This is a genomic window from Lactobacillus sp. UMNPBX6 (genome assembly GCF_002553975.1).
Classification (GTDB): domain Bacteria; phylum Bacillota; class Bacilli; order Lactobacillales; family Lactobacillaceae; genus Lactobacillus; species Lactobacillus gallinarum.
Genome location: NZ_PCZD01000015.1, coordinates 1 through 18,235, shown reverse-complemented (window position 1 = coordinate 18,235; position 18,235 = coordinate 1). Strand labels below are relative to the sequence as shown.

Genomic DNA, 18,235 nt, shown 5'->3' with positions numbered 1-18,235 from the left:
GTTAACTTATCTCAACGGACTTCTTGCAAATTTACAGGAGGGTCATTTTAATGGCAGAAAAAGAACATTACGTTAGAACTAAGCCACACGTAAACATTGGTACTATCGGTCACGTTGACCACGGTAAGACCACTTTAACTGCGGCTATTACTACTGTTTTAGCTGACAAGGGTTTGGCTAAGGCTGAAGATTACTCACAAATCGATGCTGCACCAGAAGAAAAGGAACGTGGTATCACTATTAACACCGCCCACGTAGAATACGAAACTGAAAATCGTCACTACGCTCACATGGACGCTCCAGGCCACGCCGACTACATCAAGAACATGATTACCGGTGCTGCACAAATGGATGGTGCTATCTTAGTTGTTGCTGCAACTGATGGTCCTATGCCACAAACTCGTGAACACATTTTGCTTGCTCGTCAAGTTGGTGTTAACTACATCGTAGTATTCTTAAACAAGTGCGATTTGGTTGACGACCCAGAATTGATCGACTTGGTTGAAATGGAAGTTCGTGACTTGTTAACTGAATACGATTATCCTGGTGACGATATTCCAGTTGTTCGTGGTTCAGCTTTGAAGGCTTTACAAGGCGACAAGGAAGCTCAAGAACAAATTCTTAAGTTGATGGACGTCGTTGATGAATACATCCCAACTCCAGAACGTCAAACTGACAAGCCATTCTTAATGCCAGTTGAAGACGTATTCACTATCACTGGTCGTGGTACTGTTGCTTCAGGTCGTATCGACCGTGGTACTGTTAAGGTCGGCGATGAAGTCGAAATCGTTGGTTTGGTAGACAAGGTTCTTAAGTCAGTTGTTACTGGTTTGGAAATGTTCCACAAGACTTTGGACTTAGGTGAAGCCGGCGATAACGTTGGTGTATTGCTTCGTGGTATTGACCGTGACCAAGTTGTTCGTGGTCAAGTATTGGCTGCTCCAGGCTCAATCCAAACCCACAAGGAATTCAAGGCTCAAGTTTATGTCTTGAAGAAAGAAGAAGGTGGACGTCACACTCCATTCTTCTCAGACTACCGTCCACAATTCTACTTCCACACCACTGATATTACTGGTGAAATTGAATTGCCAGAAGGTACTGAAATGGTTATGCCTGGTGATAACACTGAATTCACTGTTACTTTGATTAAGCCAGCTGCCATCGAAAAGGGTACTAAGTTCACCATCCGTGAAGGTGGTCGTACCGTTGGTGCCGGTCAGGTTACTGAAATCCTTGACTAATTTCTAACGATATAGCAAAAAAGATGCACTTCTTCACAGGAGCGCATCTTTTTTCTTTTAGATTTGTTTTTTGTGCCAGTTTAAGGTAAGATAACTTAGTATGCAAGAAGCAAACTCAAACTTGACATTGGAGGTATTTTATTAATGTCTGTAAAATGGGAAAAGACCGGTAAAACAACCGGTGAACTTACTTTTGATATTTCAAAAGATGAAATTAAATTAGGTTTGGATCAAGCTTTTAGAAGAGTTAAGAAAAACTTACGTGTTCCTGGTTTTAGAAAGGGTCACGTTTCTCGTGTTATTTTTGATCAATACTATGGTGAAGAAGCATTATATGAAGATGCTTTAAACATTGTATTGCCAAATGCATATTCTGCTGCTGTTAAGGAAGCAGGTATTGCTGCAGTTGGTCAACCACAAATTGTTCCAGTATCAATGGACAAAGATAAAGACTGGACTATGAAGGCTACTGTTACTGTAGAACCAGAAGTTAAGTTAGGTGACTACAAGGGTATCGAAGTTCCAAAGCAAAATACTCGTGTATACCAAAAAGACGTTGATGCTGAACTTGATAAGCGCCGTGAACAAAATGCTGAACTTGTACTTAAGAAGGGTAAGTCAGCTAAGGGCGACACTGTAACCATCGATTACAAGGGTACTATTGATGGCAAGGAATTTGAAGGCGGCTCAGCTGAAAACTACTCACTTGAATTAGGTTCAGGCGCATTCATTCCTGGCTTTGAAGATCAACTTATCGGTCACGAAGCAGGCGACGATGTTGATGTTGTTGTAACCTTCCCTAAGGATTACGGTGCAAAGGATTTAGCAGGTAAAGAAGCACACTTTGCAACTAAGATTCACGAAGTTAAGTCAAAGCAACTTCCTAAGTTAGACGACGAGTTTGCTAAGGATGTTGATGATTCAGTAGATACTCTTGATGAATTAAAAGACAAGATCAAGAAGCAATTGAAGGATCAAAAGGAACAAGCTGCAAACGATGCTATTCAAGAAGCAGCTATTGAAGGTGCAGTAAAGAACGCTACTGTTGATGAAATTCCTGATGCAATGATTCAAGACGACGTTGATACTCAATTGAACCAATACTTAGGTAACATGCAACGTCAAGGTATTGATCCACAAACTTACTACAAGTTGACCAATACTAATGAACAACAATTACGTTCACAATTTGCTAAGAACGCTGCTGAAAGAGTTAAGACTAACTTAGTTCTTGAAGCTATTGTTGAAAAAGAAGGCCTTAAGGCAACCAAGGAAGAAATTGATAAGGAAATCAAGGATCTTGCTGCTGAATACAACATGGATGAAAAGACTGTACGTAACACTTTGTCAGACGACATGTTAAGTCACGACATCACTGTACGTAAGGCTATGGATCTTGTTACTGATAATGCTAAGCAAGTTGCTAAGGCAAAGCTTGAAGCAAAAGAAGCAGAAGACAAGAAGGAAAGTAAGTAATAAATAAATTATTACTGATTTCTCATTAAAAAGCGGCTTTAGGCCGCTTTTTTTGATATTTAAGCTTAATATTTATCAAAATATGTTAATTTATGATAATCTATTTTGGTAGGTATAGGGAGGAAATATAATGGCAAATCAGTTTACAGATCAAGAAGAGATTAAATGTTCTTTTTGTGGTAAAACTCAAGACCAAGTCAAAAAAATGATCGCTGGTAATGGCGTTTATATTTGCAATGAATGCGTTGACTTATCTAAAAAAATCATTGATGATGAATTACGTGCAGATTCTGTTAAAACTGCAAGTCAATTACCAAAACCAATGGAAATTAAAAAACAACTTGATCAATACGTAATTGGCCAAAATCGTGCTAAAAAGGTATTATCTGTTGCTGTTTATAATCATTACAAGAGAATCAGTCAAATGGATGTTGATTCTTCTACAGAATTACAGAAGTCTAATATTGCAATGATTGGTCCTACTGGATCAGGTAAGACTTATTTAGCTCAAACTTTAGCTCGAATCTTAAATGTACCTTTTGCAATTGCAGATGCAACCACATTAACCGAGGCTGGTTATGTTGGGGAAGATGTAGAAAATATCTTGCTAAAATTATTGCAAAATGCAGATTACGATTTGGAACGTGCTCAACGCGGCATTATTTATATCGATGAAATTGACAAAATTTCTAAGAAATCTGAGAATGTTTCAATTACTCGTGATGTTTCAGGTGAAGGTGTACAACAATCATTACTGAAGATCTTAGAAGGTACTATTGCTTCAGTTCCGCCTCAAGGTGGTCGTAAGCACCCACAACAAGAAATGATCAAGATGGACACCACTAACATTCTGTTTATTGTTGGTGGGGCTTTTGATGGTATTGAACAAATCGTTAAAAATAGATTAGGTAAAAAGACGATTGGTTTCGGTGCTGAAAATGAAGTTGATAAAATTGATGCAGATGATTGGACTCGTCATTTAACTACAGCAGATTTAGTTAAATTTGGAATGATTCCTGAATTTATTGGTAGAATTCCAATTATCACAACTTTAGATAAGCTTAACAGTGAAGATTTGGTAAGAGTATTAACTGAGCCAAAGAATGCTTTGGTTAAGCAATATAAGAAGCTACTTTCACTTGATGGTGTTGACCTTAAGTTTACTGATGGTGCGCTTAAAGCAATTGCTGATTTGGCAATTCAAAGAAATATGGGGGCACGTGGTTTAAGAACTATAATTGAAAATTCAATTATGGATATCATGTACAAGACTCCAAGTGAAAAAGACATTGAAGCCGTTGAGGTAACCAAAGATGTAATTACGCGTCATGCTGAACCTAAGGTTATTCGTAAAAAGGATAAAAAAGAAAGTAGTAAAGCACAGGTAGGCGCTAATGATAATTAAAAGTAGTAGTTATGCTGTCAGTGCAGTTAGAGAAGATCAATATCCTAAGGATGATTTGCCTGAGATTGCATTATCAGGCCGCTCAAACGTTGGAAAGTCAAGTCTGATTAACACTCTACTTAATCGAAAAAACTTGGCTAGAACCTCTTCACAGCCTGGTAAAACGCAAACCTTGAATTTCTATCTAGTAAATGATGAGTTTTATCTTGTAGACGTACCAGGGTATGGTTATGCAAGAGTTTCGCAAAAGAAACGCCAAGAATTTGGTGAGATGATTCAAGATTACTTGGAAACAAGACCCAACTTAAAGGGATTAGTAATTTTAATTGATTCGCGTCATGAACCAACTAAAGATGATATTGCAATGTATAATTATGCTCAATATCTGAATTTACCTATTTTAGTTGTATGTACGAAGATTGATAAAATAAAAAAGAGCCAAGTAAATAAAGTAATGTCCCGTTTGAAAAAGAACATGGATCTTAATTATGATCATGTAACGGTTTTGACATTCAGTTCCGTAACTAAATTGCATGTTGCAGAACTGGGCAACTGGATTGAAGAAAAAATTAGTAAATAAAGAATGAGAAAGCTGTTAACTGGGGTTAGCAGCTTTTTCTTATGAGATGATTATTAGAATAAATTTACTTAAAAGAAAGGGTGCTAAAATTGAAAGTGTAGTAAAAAAGTAGAGGCTTCATCTTGGATGATAATAAAACACAGAAAAAGACATTAACTACTTTAAGCCTGGTTTTAATGATCATAACTACGGTTTATGGTTTCGGTAATGTCTCGGTTTCATACCGGCAAATGACTTATGCCGGAATTATTTGGTTTATTTTAGCCGGAATTTGTTTTTTCTTTCCAGCTGGATTAATGATGGCAGAATATGGTTCAGCCTTTCACGATGCAAAAGGTGGAATTTACTCCTGGCTTGCGGGCTCTATTGGCGAAAAATGGGCCTTTATCGGGACTTTTGTTTGGCTGGCTAACTGGGTACTTTGGCTAGTATCTAGTGCCTCAAGACTCAGGATTTCGATTTCAGCGCTAATTTTTGGTAAAGATACAACTCAGAGTTGGAATTTATTTGGTTTACATGGAACACAGCTAATAGGTGTATTGGCAATTCTATTCATGATTGTATCTACATACTTGTCTTCAAGAGGGATGACTGGAATTAAGATCATGTCCTCAATTGGTGGCTGGTTTATGGTCGGGATGAACTTGATTTTTATCTTATTAGTTTGTTAGTCATCATTATGAATCATGGACAATTAGCACAGCCAATCACTGGTTGGCAGAGTTTTATTATTTCACCTAATAAGGATTTCCAAACTCCAATTACTATTATTTCCTTTGTTGTCTATGCAGTATTTGCATATGGTGGTATGGAGACCGTAGGTGGGGTAATTGACAGTATGAAGCATCCCGAAAAAGATTTCCCTAAGGGCTTAATTATCAAAAGGATATCGTTCAAACCGGTGCTAACACCGGTAATATTACTTATGTGGTTTACGGGACTTTGGGTAAAGCGTTCGGTACCGCCTTACATTTGGATCCGCAGACTAGTTTAATGATTGGTAAAATCTTTACGAGAGCAATTGCCTTATCAGGATTAATGGGAATGATGGGTGCTTTCTTCGTATTACTATATTCACCCGTTAAGTCCTTTATCATGGGATCTGATCCACGTCTTTGGCCGAAGGCTGCAACTAAATTAAACAAACATGGCATTCCTGCTAATGCAATGTGGGCTCAAACTGTTTTCGTCTGCTTGTTAATTGCGGTCGTTTCCTTCGGTGGTAGTGCAGCTACAAGCTTTTATCAAATTTTGACCGATATGGGTAATGTTGCTGCAACCGCACCATATATCTTTTTGATAGGTGCATTTCCATTTTTCTTAAAGAAAGATTATCCGCGTAAATTTAGAGTATTTACGAATTATAAATGGACAGTAGCGCTGGTAGTATTTGTTGAAATAATTGTTTGCACGGGTATTATATTTACAGTTTTACAACCAATTTTGGAATACAGATATGCGACAGCTTTCTGGACTGGATTTGGACCTATTTTCTTTGGTTTAATAGCTTATATTTTTTATCGTACTTCAAAGAAAAAACATGGTTTAACCGATTTAAATTAAATACAAAAAAGACTCGCTTTAAAAAAAGCAAGTCTTTTTGATTACGCTAAAGTTGTAATGTCGTTGAATTTAGGTAAATTATCGACAAATCTTTCATAGGCGGTTTGTTCATTAGTTTCAGTGATTTGTGCATTAGCAAAGTTCCTATTTCTTAAATCCTCTTCAGCAATAGAAATTTGATGAGTAAAGGTCGCATTTCCAATGAGTTCAATCCAGTAATTATTGTCTTCATAGTGAACAATGGTTTTTACCATGCCGCCTGGATTGTAAACGTTGATTGGTGTGTCAAATTCTGCCATTTCTGGTTTGGTTAAACAAAATGCTAATGAGGTAGCAGACATTCCAGTTCCACAAGCATTGGTAAAGCCAACACCGCGTTCATAAGTCCTCACAAATAAGCGATTCTTATCAAGGATTTGAGCAAAATTAACATTAACACCATCAGTGAAGTAAGGATTCTCACTATTGAGTCGTTTACCGACGATTCCTAGGATAGGACCTGTTATTTGTTTTTGATTAACAAAGCTAATTAAATGGGGATTCGGCACGGCAATAGAAGAAAAACGTAAACCGGGATAAAGTTCAGGAGCAAAATCATCTATTAGACGATCATGTCCTAAATTATCAAATGGCAAGGCTTCTTTATTGAAATGGACAGGCGAAATTTCAACTGCAAAGGCAGGAACGCTTGGGGCAAAGTCATCGTCTTTTCTAACGCGGAGACTAGCATTCATTGTATCAACCAAGAAATTAGTTTTTTGGTACTTTTCACTTAAATAACGAGCGACAGTTCTAAGCCCGTTGCCACACATTGAAGCTTCACTACCATCGGCGTTGATAACACGCATTTGGGCCAAAGCATTTTCTCTGACTGGCTTATTGACTACTAATACACCGTCTGCACCGTCAAGAAGACCAGTTTGTGAATCTGTAAGCTTAATAGTTAATTCTTTTAGTTCAGAATCAGACAATTCTTGCTTCAATTCGGTTTGATCAAGGATAAAGAAATGATTTTGTGACCCATGTACTTTTAATAACTTAACCATGATTTTCTCCCTTCGTAAAAAATTGTTGATAGATAATTTTAACTGCTTCGTCTGCCTTTTCCTTCTTGGTTCCGATCATCATTGAGATTTGGGATGCACCTTGGTTGATCATGCGAGGTGAAATATCGTGATCACCTAAAGAATCTAAAATTTGGCGACTAACAACATGATATTTCTTCATTCCTTCACCAACGACCATGATAATGGCATAATCGTCAATCCATTCAAGTTGATCTGGATTGATTGTTGCTTGAATTTCATTACAAATTTGATCAATTAGCTGATCATTTAGGAAATCATTGTTAAAAATAATTGTGATGTCATCAATACCAGAAGGCATGTGTTCGTATGGCACATTGTGCTTGTACAAGATTTGTAGGATACGCAAAGTAAAACCAGCTTCTTTGTTTAGCAAATATTTATGCAAATAAAGAGCTGAGAATTGTTTTTGGCTGGTTACACCAGTAATAACATTATCTGGTACAAAGTCCTTGTCTGGAACGATGATAGTACCAGGTTGATCAGGCTCATGAGTATTTTTTACGTTGATAGGAATTTGGCCTTGAATAGCGGGAATCAAAGCTTCATCGTGAAAAACAGAGAAGCCCGCATAAGATAGTTCTCGCATCTCGCGATAAGTCATTTTCCTAATGGATTGTGGATTATCTACAATATGCGGATTAGCTGCAAAAATTCCGTTAACATCTGTAAAGTTTTCATACATATCTGCATGAAATCCGCGAGCTAGAATCGCCCCAGTAATATCGGATCCACCACGTGAAAATGTGGCAATATTACCTGATGGGGTGATACCGAAAAATCCAGGGAAAATAACCCGTTCATCAGGTTCTATTTTTACTTGGTCAAGATTGAGATAACTTTCCGGATTGACCAATGCATCGTTAGGTTCGCCTGTAACGATTAAACCCGCTTCTGTTGGATCAAGAAAGCGACTTTTAACACCTTGATGTTGCAATATCATGGCAATTAAACGGGCGTTAAGACGCTCGCCGTGAGCTTTAAAAGCGGCCATTAAGTAGCTCGAATTAGGATAATTTCTGCTAGGTAAAGCTAAAAGAATATCTTTGATAACCTTAAGTTCTTCGTCAGCTACACCAAAGAAATGCCCGATTTCTTGATAACGCATAAAAATGGTTTGGACGATTTCATCAGTATTTTCACTCTTAAGTGTCATATTGGCGTACTTGATTAAAAGATCTGTGATTTTGATGTCGTCATCGTTTCTTTTACCTGGCGCAGAAACTACGATTACGCGTCTTTCAGGATCACTTAAAATAATATTTAATGCTTGTTCTACATTTTGTCCGTTAGCTAAAGAGCTACCACCAAACTTAACTACTTTCATAACATAATCCCCTTAAAGTGAAATTTCATAATTCGTTAATTTAAAAATGGATCCAAACTAAATTAATTTGAATTTTAGCATTATTTTTTAATCTTGCAACAAAAAGTTGAAAATACTGGCCTTGAATAGAAAAGCATATATAGTATAAATTAAAAATCAATAAAAAAGTATTGACTAAAATTTAATAAAAATGTAGACTACATGTAAATCGAAGAGGCGCAACTGACATAAGTAGCAATTACGAGTTAGGCAAAACGAAGACTAATTGCGAAAGGGGAGGTTGCCGAAGCTTAAACCAGGCTAAAGGGATAAGCTGGGTCGTGATTGAATAAATTACGGACTGTCGCGGACAAAATTCGCGGAGCGCTATCGACCATTAGATTAAGTGAAGACTAATCCATTGTTTGTTTAGCGCAGACAATGGATTTTTTTATTGGGTGCTTCGCATGGATAGAGACTAGGGGCAAGATATGAATTCACAAATTTTAGAAAATCAGATCAATCAAGCAGGACATTTAACTATTGGCGGTGTTGATACAGTTGAATTAGCTAAAAAGTATGGCACACCTCTTGTTGTATACGATGTAGAGCAAATTCGTAATCAAATTAGAGCTTTTAAAAAGGTTTTTGAAGAAGAAAATGTAAAGTATGCCGTCAGTTATGCCAGCAAAGCATTTGCTTGTATAGCGATATACCGAGTAGCTGCAGCAGAAGGAGCTTACACTGATGTGGTTTCAGATGGAGAGTTATATACAGCCTTGAAAGCACATTTTCCAGTAGAGAAAATCAGTTTTCACGGTAATAATAAGTCCAAGTCAGAACTTGAAATGGCCGTTAAAAATCATGTGGGCAAAATTATTGTTGATAATTTTCATGAAATTAAGTTATTGGATCAGGTTTTACGTGAACAAGATACCAAAATTGATGTCATGTTAAGAATTACGCCAGGCATTTCAGCTCATACACATGAATATGATCAAACAGGTCAGGTCGATAGTAAATTTGGTTTTGACTTAGAATCTGGTCAAGCCGATTTAGCCTTAGAACAAGTTTTAGCTAACTCAAGAATGAATATGATCGGGCTACATGCTCATATTGGATCACAAATTTTTGAATTGAATGGTTTTGAAATGGCTGCTAAAAAATTAATGGAAATTGCTGAAAATTGGCGTAGTCAATATGGTTATACTGCTCAAGTAATTAATGTCGGCGGTGGCTTTGGTATTAAATATACTGCAGAAGATAATCCATTAAAGCCAGAAGAATTTGTTAGGGCAATTGTTAAAACTATCAAAGAAGAAGCTAAGAATGCCTCATTTCCACTTCCAGAAATTGATATTGAACCTGGTCGCTCTATCGTAGGACCAGCCGGTTATAACTTATATACAACAGGGAGTCGCAAAATTGTTCCAGGTCATCGTCCATATGTAACTGTAGATGGCGGTATGGGTGATAATATTCGTCCAGCTCTATATGATGCAAAATATGAAACAGTTTTGGCTACTGATCCTCGAGCTGAATTGACTGAACATGTCAGAATCGCTGGTAAATATTGTGAAAGTGGTGACATCTTAGCTGAAGATCAAGCACTTCCAGCAACTAAATCAGGCTCACTTTTAGCAATGCTTGATACTGGAGCATATGGTTATTCAATGGCTTCAAATTATAACCGCAATGCTCGTCCAGCTGTTGTTTTTGCAGAAAAGGGCAAGGCTCAACTAGTCATTAAACGAGAAAGTCTAGAAGATTTAGTTCATTTAGATCAACCATATAATAATGAAGATTAATTTTTAAAGGGGAAAGATTATGACGAAATTAGATGCAAAAAGTATTATCAATTATATTGGCAATGCTCCTAAAAAAACGCCAGTTAAGGTCTTTATTAAGGGACGACTTGATCAAATCAAGTTTCCAGAAGGAATCGACAATTTCACTGAAGCACATTCCGGAGTGATTTTTGGTGATTGGAAAGATGTTGAACCATTTTTAAAAGAAAATTACAACAAGATTCAAGATTATCGTATTGAGAATAATGCTAGAAATTCAGCTGTGCCTCTGATTGATATGAAGAAATTTGATGCGCGAATTGAGCCAGGTGCTATTATTCGAGATCAGGTAGCTATTGGTAAAAATGCAGTCATCATGATGGGTGCGATTATTAATATCGGTGCTGAAATAGGTGATGATACCATGATTGATATGGGGGTTGTTTTAGGTGGACGTGCAATCGTCGGCAAGCATTGCCATATCGGTGCAGGCAGCGTTTTAGCAGGCGTAATTGAACCAGCTTCTGCTACTCCAGTTAAGATTGACGACAACGTAGTAATGGGTGCTAATGCAGTAGTTATCGAAGGTGTCCATGTTGGTGAAGGTGCCGTAATTGCCGCTGGTGCAGTCGTAACTCATGATGTAGCACCACATACGATGGTAGCTGGCGTTCCTGCTAAAGTAATTAAAAAGGTTGACGATCAAACTGAGAGCAAGACAGGACTAGAAGATAACTTGAGAAAGATTTAATTATGGCAGTTTTAACTGAAAGCGGGCTAATTCAAATTAGAAGGCATTTGCATGAAATTCCTGAATTAGCTTTACAAGAAAAAGAGACACATGATTATTTACTAGAAGTAATTAAGGGATTTAATTCAGAGTTTTTAACTGTAAAAGTACCAGAAGAATTAACAACAGCGATTTTGGTACTAATTAAAGGAAGCAATCCGCAAAGAACAATTGGTTATCGGACCGATATTGATGCGTTACCAGTTGAGGAGAAAACAGATTTACCTTTTTCGTCAAAGCATTCAGGAGTTATGCATGCCTGTGGTCATGATATTCACATGAGTGTTGCATTAGGACTACTTAGTTATTTCAGTGAAAATCAGCCTAAGGATAATATGCTGTTCTTTTTCCAGCCAGCTGAAGAAAGTGAAAGTGGCGGTAAAAAAGCATATGAAAGAGGAATCTTTCAGGGGAAGTTTAAACCTGATGAATTCTATGGCTTGCATGATAACCCTGAATTACCGGCTGGAACAATTGGTTGTCGTGAAGGTACATTATTTGCAGGAACTACTGAAGTTAACATTGATTTGGTTGGTAAGGGCGGTCATGCGGCTTTTCCGCAGAATGCTAATGACACTGTGGTGGCTACTGCTAGTCTAATTATGCAAATACAAACGGTTATTTCACGAAGTATCGATCCAATTCAAAGCGGTGTTATCACTTTGGGTAAGGTTAGAGCTGGAACTATTAGAAATGTAATCGCTGGACAGACTCGGATTGAAGGAACAATTCGCGGATTAACGCAAAAAATGATTCTGCAAATTGATCAACGGTTGCGTGATCTATGTGAAGGTATAGCTCGTAGCTATAACATGAAAGTAAATCTTGAGTTAAATCAGGGTGGTTATTGGCCAGTAGAAAATAATCCAGAGCTAACTAAAAACTTCATTAATTATATGAAGAATAATCCGGAAGTGGATTTTGTTGAAACTAAGCCAAAAATGACAGGAGAAGATTTTGGCTTCTTACTTGCCAAATTTCCAGGAACAATGTTTTGGCTAGGTGTTGGTGATCCAAATTCACAGCTGCATTCAGCAACTTTGAATCCAGACGAAAAGAGTATTATGCGTGGAGTTAACGCAATTAAGGGATTTTTAATCGATAGAATGGGGAACTAATATGGCTACATTAATTGATGCAGATTTATTGACGGCAATTGTGACGCCATTTGATGAGAATAAAAAGATTGATTTTGATAGTTTGGAAAAATTAACCAATTACTTAATTGAGCGAGGCTGTAATGGCTTTGTGATAGGTGGTACGACCGGTGAAACCCCGACTTTGACTCATGATGAAAAGATCGAATTGTATAAACACTTTGGTCAAATCGTTAATGGCCGTGCTGTTGTGATTGCCGGAACTGGTAGCAATAATACTGCTGAAACAATTAAATTTACCAATGAAGTGGCAGAAATTGACGGCATTGATTATGCATTGGTTGTTGTACCGCCATATAATAAGCCAAATCAACGCAGCATGGTTGCTCACTTTACTGCAGTGAATGACAACGTTAAGATGCCAATTTTAATCTACAATATTCCAGGCAGAACCGGCGTCAAGATGGAAAAAGAGACGGTTGTTCAATTATCTAAATTAGATAATATTAAGGGAATTAAGCAATGTGCATCCCTTGAAGAAATGGAATACATCATCGATCATAAAGCAGCAGATTTTCAAGTCTTTACCGGAGAAGATACCCAAGCCTTAACTGCAAGATTGCTCGGAGCAAATGGTGTCGTTTCCGTAGCCTCTCATATTTATACTAAAGAAATGCGCCGGATGTATGATGCTTTATATGAAGGAAAATATCCCGAAGCAGCAAGAATTCAACGTTGGTTAACGCCTAGAATGCAAGCTCTGTTCATGTATCCATCTCCATCACCAGTAAAGGCAGTTTTAAATGCACAAGGTTTTGAAACAGGAGATTGTCGTTTGCCTTTAGTTGCCTTGAATGATGAAGAAAAAGTAACTTTAGCCCAGCATTTAGGCTTAGAAGATAAAGCCTTATTGCAAAAATTGCCACTAGATTTAGGAAAGGACCTTGAAAATGACTAAAAAAGTATTAATTGCAGGTTTTACGGGGGCCATGGGGCAAAAAGCCGTGAATTTAGTTAACAATATGCCAGGTTTTGAAGTAGTTGCAGGACTTTCTCCAATTGCCGAAAATAATCCTGAACAATATCATTTGCCTGCAGACGCTAAAATTTTTAAGAGCCTAACAGAAATTCCTGATCATTTAGCAGACTTTTGGATCGACTTTACTACACCTAAGGCAGTATATGACAATGTAAAATTTGCATTGCAACATCATATTAGACCAATAGTAGGTACTACCGGTATGAGTGATGAGCAAGAAGCAGAACTGATTGAACTTTCAAGAAAAGAAAAAGTAGGCGGTCTGATTGCTCCTAATTTTGGAATGTCTGCAGTTTTGTTGATGAAATTTGCAAAAGAAGCTGCTAAATATTTCCCAGATGTTGAAATTATTGAAATGCATCACGCTGATAAAAAAGATGCTCCGTCCGGAACGGCGCTTGCTACAGCTAAGATGATTGCTGAAAATCGTCCTGAACATCAAACAGCACCAGATGAAGTGGAAACCTTGAAAAATGTTCGCGGTGGTGATTATCAAGGAATCAAGATTCATTCAGTTCGTCTGCCTGGCTATATTGCACATGAACAAGTATTATTTGGGGGACCAGGTGAAGCATTAACTATTCGTCAAGATTCATTTGATCGTGGCTCATTTATGAGCGGAGTAAAAGTGGCGTTAGAAAAAGTTGACCAATTAGATGAATTAGTAATTGGTTTAGAAAATATCCTTTAAAGACAAAGGGAGGAAAGATTATGCCGGAATTAGCTAATGATTTAGGTTTTAGCCAAAAAGTACAAAATGTCAAAGCTTCAGGAATTAGAATCTTTGATAATAAGGTTTCAACTATTCCAGGAATCATCAAATTAACTTTAGGCGAGCCTGATATGAATACGCCTGAACATGTTAAAGAAGCCGCAATTAAAAGCATCCAAAATAATGATTCACACTATGCTCCTCAAAAAGGAAAATTAGAATTGCGACAAGCTATTAGCAACTATTTAGATAAGACTATCGGCGTTAAATACGATCCAGAAACAGAAATTGTAGTTACAGTTGGTGCTACAGAAGCGATCAACGCTGCACTTTTTGCTATTACTAATCCTGGTGACAAGATAGCTATTCCAACGCCAGTCTTTTCATTATATTGGCCAGTTGCTACTTTAGCCGATGCCAGTTACGTGTTGATGAACACAACTGCAGATAATTTCAAATTAACGCCGCAAAAATTGACTGAGACTATTAAAGAAAATCCGACAATTAAAGCCGTGATTTTAAATTATCCAACTAATCCAACAGGCGTGGAATATACAGAAGATGAAATTAAGGCTTTGGCTAAGGTAATTGAAGAAAATCATTTGTACGTTATTACTGATGAAATTTACAGTACTTTGACTTATGGTGTTGAGCATCATTCTATTGCTAGTTTGATTCCTGAGCGAGCAATTTATATTTCTGGTTTATCCAAGTCTCATGCGATGACTGGCTATCGTTTAGGATACATTACAGGACCTGCTAAAATTATGGATCAAATCGGTAAAGTACACGGCTTAATGGTAACAACGACAACTGATTCATCCCAAGCCGCAGCGATCGAAGCATTAGAAAATGGATTAAATGATCCAGTGGAGTATCGTAAAGTTTACCAAAAACGAAGAGATTTTGTCTTAGAAAAATTAAATAAGATGGGGATGCAAGCAGTAAAGCCGGAAGGAGCCTTCTACATCTTTACGAAAATCCCATCTCAATATGGCAAAGATGATATGCAATTTGCATTAGACTTGGCCTTCAAAGCTAAGGTAGGCGTAACTCCTGGTAGTGCCTTTGGTCTTGGCGGTGAAGGTTATGTAAGATTGTCATATGCATCTAGCGATGAGAACTTACAAGAAGCAATGAAGAGAATGAATGATTTTTTACAAGAGGTTGAATAAAAATGGTTAGAGAATATAATGTTGCAATTTTAGGAGCTACGGGTGCTGTTGGTAGAAGAATGATTGATCAATTGGCTAAGTCAACTATTCCGGTAAAAAGTGTAAAGTTATTAGCCTCATCACGTTCAGCTGGTACTGTATTAAAGTTTAGAGATCAAGATTTAACTGTTGAGGAAACTACACCAGAATCCTTCGATGGCGTTGATTTAGTTCTTTCATCAGCTGGCGGTGCAGTATCAAAGAAATTTTTACCAGAAGCTGTTAAGCGCGGTGCAGTTTGTGTAGATAATACCAGTGCTTTTAGAATGGAACCAGATGTCCCATTAGTTGTACCAGAAGTAAATCCAGATGCATTGAAAGAGCATCACGGTATTATTGCCAATCCAAATTGTTCAACTATTCAAATGGTGATGGCTTTGGAACCAATTAGAAGAAAGTTTGGTTTGAAGCAAATTATCGTTTCAACTTATCAAGCAGCTTCCGGTGCAGGTCAAGCCGCAATTGAAGAATTAAAAAAGGAAACACAAGATTATTTGGATGGCAAAGATATGCAAGCAGATGCACAGATTTTGCCAACTAAAGGTGATAAGAAGCATTATCCACTAGCATTTAACCTTTTACCACAAATTGATGTCTTAGAAGATTCTGGTTATTCTCATGAAGAATGGAAGATGATTCATGAAACCAAGAAGATTATGCTTAACGACATGAACGTTAAAGACATCAAAGTCACTGCAACTTGTGTTAGAGTCCCTGTTCCAATTGCTCACGGTGAAAGTGTATACTTCACTGTTGAAGATGAAAGTGCAACAACTCAAGATATCATGGCTGCAGTTGCTGACTTCCCAGGTGTTGTGCTTGAAGATGATATTAAACATCAAATTTATCCTCAACCTATTAATGCAGCAGGTAAGCGCGAGACTTTTGTTGGTCGTATTCGTCCTGATTATGAAAATCCAGGTGCATTTAATATGTGGATCGTAGCTGATAACCTCTTAAAGGGTGCAGCTTGGAACACTGTTGAAAATGCGGAATACTTAGTAAAAATGAATTTGATCTAAAACTAAAAAGAAAAAAGCACAAATATTGTTTAGTAGGCAATATTTGTGCTTTTAATTTTGTGGTAGAATATTTCAGGATTAAATGGCAGAGGGGGATTTTTTAGATTGAAGTCAAAAAAGATAATGTTAGCCATTTCATTTTTATCTTCATTTATTTTTTTAGGTAATAGCGCAACAGTTAATGCCAAGACATATTCTAATAGTCAATTACGTAAATATGCTGTTAAAACAATGAATAAGCATCATTTACGCGGCACGATTGAAATTGTTAAGGATGGACATCGTCAAACAGTTAATGTTGGTTATGGTTACTACAGACGTAAAATTAAAAATGGTAATAAGAAATTACTATATCCTGTTGGCTCATTGCAAAAATCTGTAACGGCGGCAATTATTACGCAGTTAATTTATCAAAAGAAGTTTTCACAAAATACTAAAATCTCACGGTGGTACCCAAGATTAAAGCAGGCTAAGCATATTACAGTAGGTCAATTAATGACCCATACTTCAGGAATTAATGTGATTGGTACCGAGTCTAGTCATGGTATTAATTTCTCTGAAAAAAGCGCAATTAATTGGACTGTTGCTAAGGCGAATGCTGCATCTCACACCAAGCGGGGAGCTTTTAATTATAATAATGCCAATTATGTTTTGCTTGCAGGTATCATTCGCAAGGTAACAGGCAAATCTTATGCAGCAAACGTAAAAAGCAGAATTATTAAACCACTTCATTTAAAACATACATATATTTATCAAAATATTCCTCGTTCAAAGACAGATGCTATTTCATATCTTTATCGTCATGGTAAAAACTATCAAAGCGCTTCTTATGCTAATAGATATGTAGTGTCTCAACTTACAGGTGCGGGAAACTTATTCTCTACCGCTGGTGATTATTATAAGATTCAACGAGGATTGCATAATGGCAAAGTTTTAACTGAGAAGAAATTCAATTATTTAAGTCATTTAAAATCCAAAGTTAATACATACTCTGGCGGTTTTTATTTAAAAGATGGTGGTAAACTGAAATTAGCTTATGGTAATTTTGGAGATACTCATTTTACTAATTGGATGCAACTTACTACAGACAATAAAAATGGAATTGTGATGTTTTTAAATCAGTCATATGGTAGTAAAAATCAAATTAAAAGCGTAGGTTATAGCATTTTAAAACATATTAAATCTAACACTTTTATTAAAAGATAGAGGCTAAAGATGAAAACAGGAGATCAATTTACTGATTGGGCAATTGAATTACAGAGCATTGCTCAAAATGGTTTGAAATATGGTCATGATGTCTTTGATCGTGAACGATATGAACAGATTCGCCAAATTGCGGCTGAAATGATGACTGTTAAAACAGAGATACCAATTGAAAAGGTGAAAACTTTATTTTGCGGTGATGAAGGTTATCAGACTCCAAAAATAGAGACAAGAGCTGCAATTTTTAAAGATGATCAGATTTTATTAGTTCATGAGAAACTATCTGACGATTGGTCACTTCCGGGTGGTTGGTGTGAAGCCAATCTTTCTACAGAAGAAAACTGTATTAAGGAAGCAAAAGAAGAATCAGGTAGAGATGTCAAACCAATTAAATTGATCGCTTTACAAGATCGAAATAAACATAATAAGCCAATTCGAGCTACTGGAATTATAAAAGCTTTTTATTTGTGCAAGGTAATAGGTGGCGAATTCGAAAAGAACATTGAAACTACAGATTGTCGTTACTTTTCATTAAATAATCTGCCTAAGTTATCACTTGGTCGAAATACGCCTGAACAAATAAAGATGTGTTATGAGGCATCCAAAGATCCCAATTGGCAAACTGTTTTTGATTAACGAAAAAGCAAGATGGAAAAATCCCAATGTCATTAAGTTAAGACATTGACAATTAATATTAGACTTTTAAAGCACTGAT

Annotated in this window: 15 protein-coding genes, 1 pseudogene and 1 riboswitch; of the genes and pseudogenes, 14 read left to right on the top strand and 2 right to left on the bottom strand. The window is 36.9% G+C overall.

The genetic code is table 11. The features are described from left to right. The first annotated feature begins 50 nt into the window (after nucleotides 1-50). The 5 genes and pseudogenes from tuf (at nucleotide 51) to CP357_RS03935 (ending at nucleotide 6,265) form a co-directional block, all read left to right on the top strand. Entirely contained in the window at nucleotides 51-1,241 is a 1,191-nt protein-coding gene (tuf, locus tag CP357_RS03955) for an elongation factor Tu (protein WP_025005019.1), read from the top strand. A gap of 144 nt (nucleotides 1,242-1,385) precedes the next feature. Beyond that, nucleotides 1,386-2,717, top strand: a complete 1,332-nt coding sequence (gene tig, locus CP357_RS03950; protein WP_087235626.1) for a trigger factor — start codon at nucleotides 1,386-1,388, stop codon at nucleotides 2,715-2,717. 130 nt (nucleotides 2,718-2,847) lie between these two features. Beyond that, nucleotides 2,848-4,122 (top strand): ATP-dependent Clp protease ATP-binding subunit ClpX, encoded by a 1,275-nt coding sequence (gene clpX / locus CP357_RS03945; protein WP_087235625.1) that lies wholly within the window; start codon nucleotides 2,848-2,850, stop codon nucleotides 4,120-4,122. Next, nucleotides 4,112-4,702: a ribosome biogenesis GTP-binding protein YihA/YsxC gene (gene yihA / locus CP357_RS03940; protein WP_098036590.1), complete on the top strand. Its 591-nt coding sequence runs from the start codon at nucleotides 4,112-4,114 to the stop codon at nucleotides 4,700-4,702. The genes clpX and yihA overlap by 11 nt, the downstream gene beginning before the upstream one ends. Before the next feature lie 122 nt (nucleotides 4,703-4,824). Next, nucleotides 4,825-6,265 (top strand): annotated as a pseudogene (locus CP357_RS03935) (amino acid permease). 41 nt (nucleotides 6,266-6,306) lie between these two features. Here CP357_RS03935 and dapF read toward each other — a convergent pair. Further along, nucleotides 6,307-7,311: a diaminopimelate epimerase gene (gene dapF / locus CP357_RS03930; protein ID WP_025006164.1), complete on the bottom strand. Its 1,005-nt coding sequence runs from the start codon at nucleotides 7,309-7,311 to the stop codon at nucleotides 6,307-6,309. Then, nucleotides 7,304-8,677, bottom strand: a complete 1,374-nt coding sequence (locus tag CP357_RS03925; protein ID WP_087175812.1) for an aspartate kinase — start codon at nucleotides 8,675-8,677, stop codon at nucleotides 7,304-7,306. The genes dapF and CP357_RS03925 overlap by 8 nt, the downstream gene beginning before the upstream one ends. 203 nt (nucleotides 8,678-8,880) lie before the next feature. Next, nucleotides 8,881-9,055, top strand: a riboswitch (Lysine riboswitch). Nucleotides 9,056-9,147: 92 nt separating this feature from the next. Here CP357_RS03925 and lysA point away from each other — a divergent pair. The 9 genes from lysA to CP357_RS03880 all read left to right on the top strand — a co-directional run bounded on the left by lysA (nucleotide 9,148) and on the right by CP357_RS03880 (nucleotide 18,156). Then, a complete protein-coding gene (lysA, locus tag CP357_RS03920; RefSeq protein WP_098036589.1) occupies nucleotides 9,148-10,464 on the top strand; it encodes a diaminopimelate decarboxylase in 1,317 nt (438 codons plus the stop codon). 19 nt (nucleotides 10,465-10,483) lie between these two features. Next, a complete protein-coding gene (gene dapD, locus CP357_RS03915) occupies nucleotides 10,484-11,194 on the top strand; it encodes a 2,3,4,5-tetrahydropyridine-2,6-dicarboxylate N-acetyltransferase (RefSeq protein WP_025006161.1) in 711 nt (236 codons plus the stop codon). Between the two features lie 2 nt (nucleotides 11,195-11,196). Then, on the top strand, nucleotides 11,197-12,351 hold the full coding sequence (locus tag CP357_RS03910) for an N-acetyldiaminopimelate deacetylase (RefSeq protein ID WP_098036588.1): 1,155 nt from the start codon (nucleotides 11,197-11,199) through the stop codon (nucleotides 12,349-12,351). A gap of 1 nt (nucleotide 12,352) precedes the next feature. Then, nucleotides 12,353-13,288, top strand: coding sequence for a 4-hydroxy-tetrahydrodipicolinate synthase (dapA, locus tag CP357_RS03905; protein WP_087175816.1), 936 nt, complete (start codon nucleotides 12,353-12,355; stop codon nucleotides 13,286-13,288). Then, on the top strand, nucleotides 13,281-14,060 hold the full coding sequence (gene dapB, locus CP357_RS03900) for a 4-hydroxy-tetrahydrodipicolinate reductase (protein WP_025006158.1): 780 nt from the start codon (nucleotides 13,281-13,283) through the stop codon (nucleotides 14,058-14,060). The genes dapA and dapB overlap by 8 nt, the downstream gene beginning before the upstream one ends. Nucleotides 14,061-14,080: 20 nt before the next feature. Next, entirely contained in the window at nucleotides 14,081-15,256 is a 1,176-nt protein-coding gene (locus CP357_RS03895; RefSeq protein ID WP_098036587.1) for an aminotransferase class I/II-fold pyridoxal phosphate-dependent enzyme, read from the top strand. 2 nt (nucleotides 15,257-15,258) lie between these two features. Continuing rightward, nucleotides 15,259-16,317, top strand: a complete 1,059-nt coding sequence (locus tag CP357_RS03890; protein ID WP_098036586.1) for an aspartate-semialdehyde dehydrogenase — start codon at nucleotides 15,259-15,261, stop codon at nucleotides 16,315-16,317. Between the two features lie 105 nt (nucleotides 16,318-16,422). Beyond that, on the top strand, nucleotides 16,423-17,523 hold the full coding sequence (locus tag CP357_RS03885) for a serine hydrolase domain-containing protein (RefSeq protein ID WP_369822781.1): 1,101 nt from the start codon (nucleotides 16,423-16,425) through the stop codon (nucleotides 17,521-17,523). A 9-nt stretch (nucleotides 17,524-17,532) separates the two neighbouring features. Beyond that, nucleotides 17,533-18,156: an NUDIX hydrolase gene (locus CP357_RS03880; RefSeq protein ID WP_025006154.1), complete on the top strand. Its 624-nt coding sequence runs from the start codon at nucleotides 17,533-17,535 to the stop codon at nucleotides 18,154-18,156. Nucleotides 18,157-18,235: the final 79 nt, after the last annotated feature.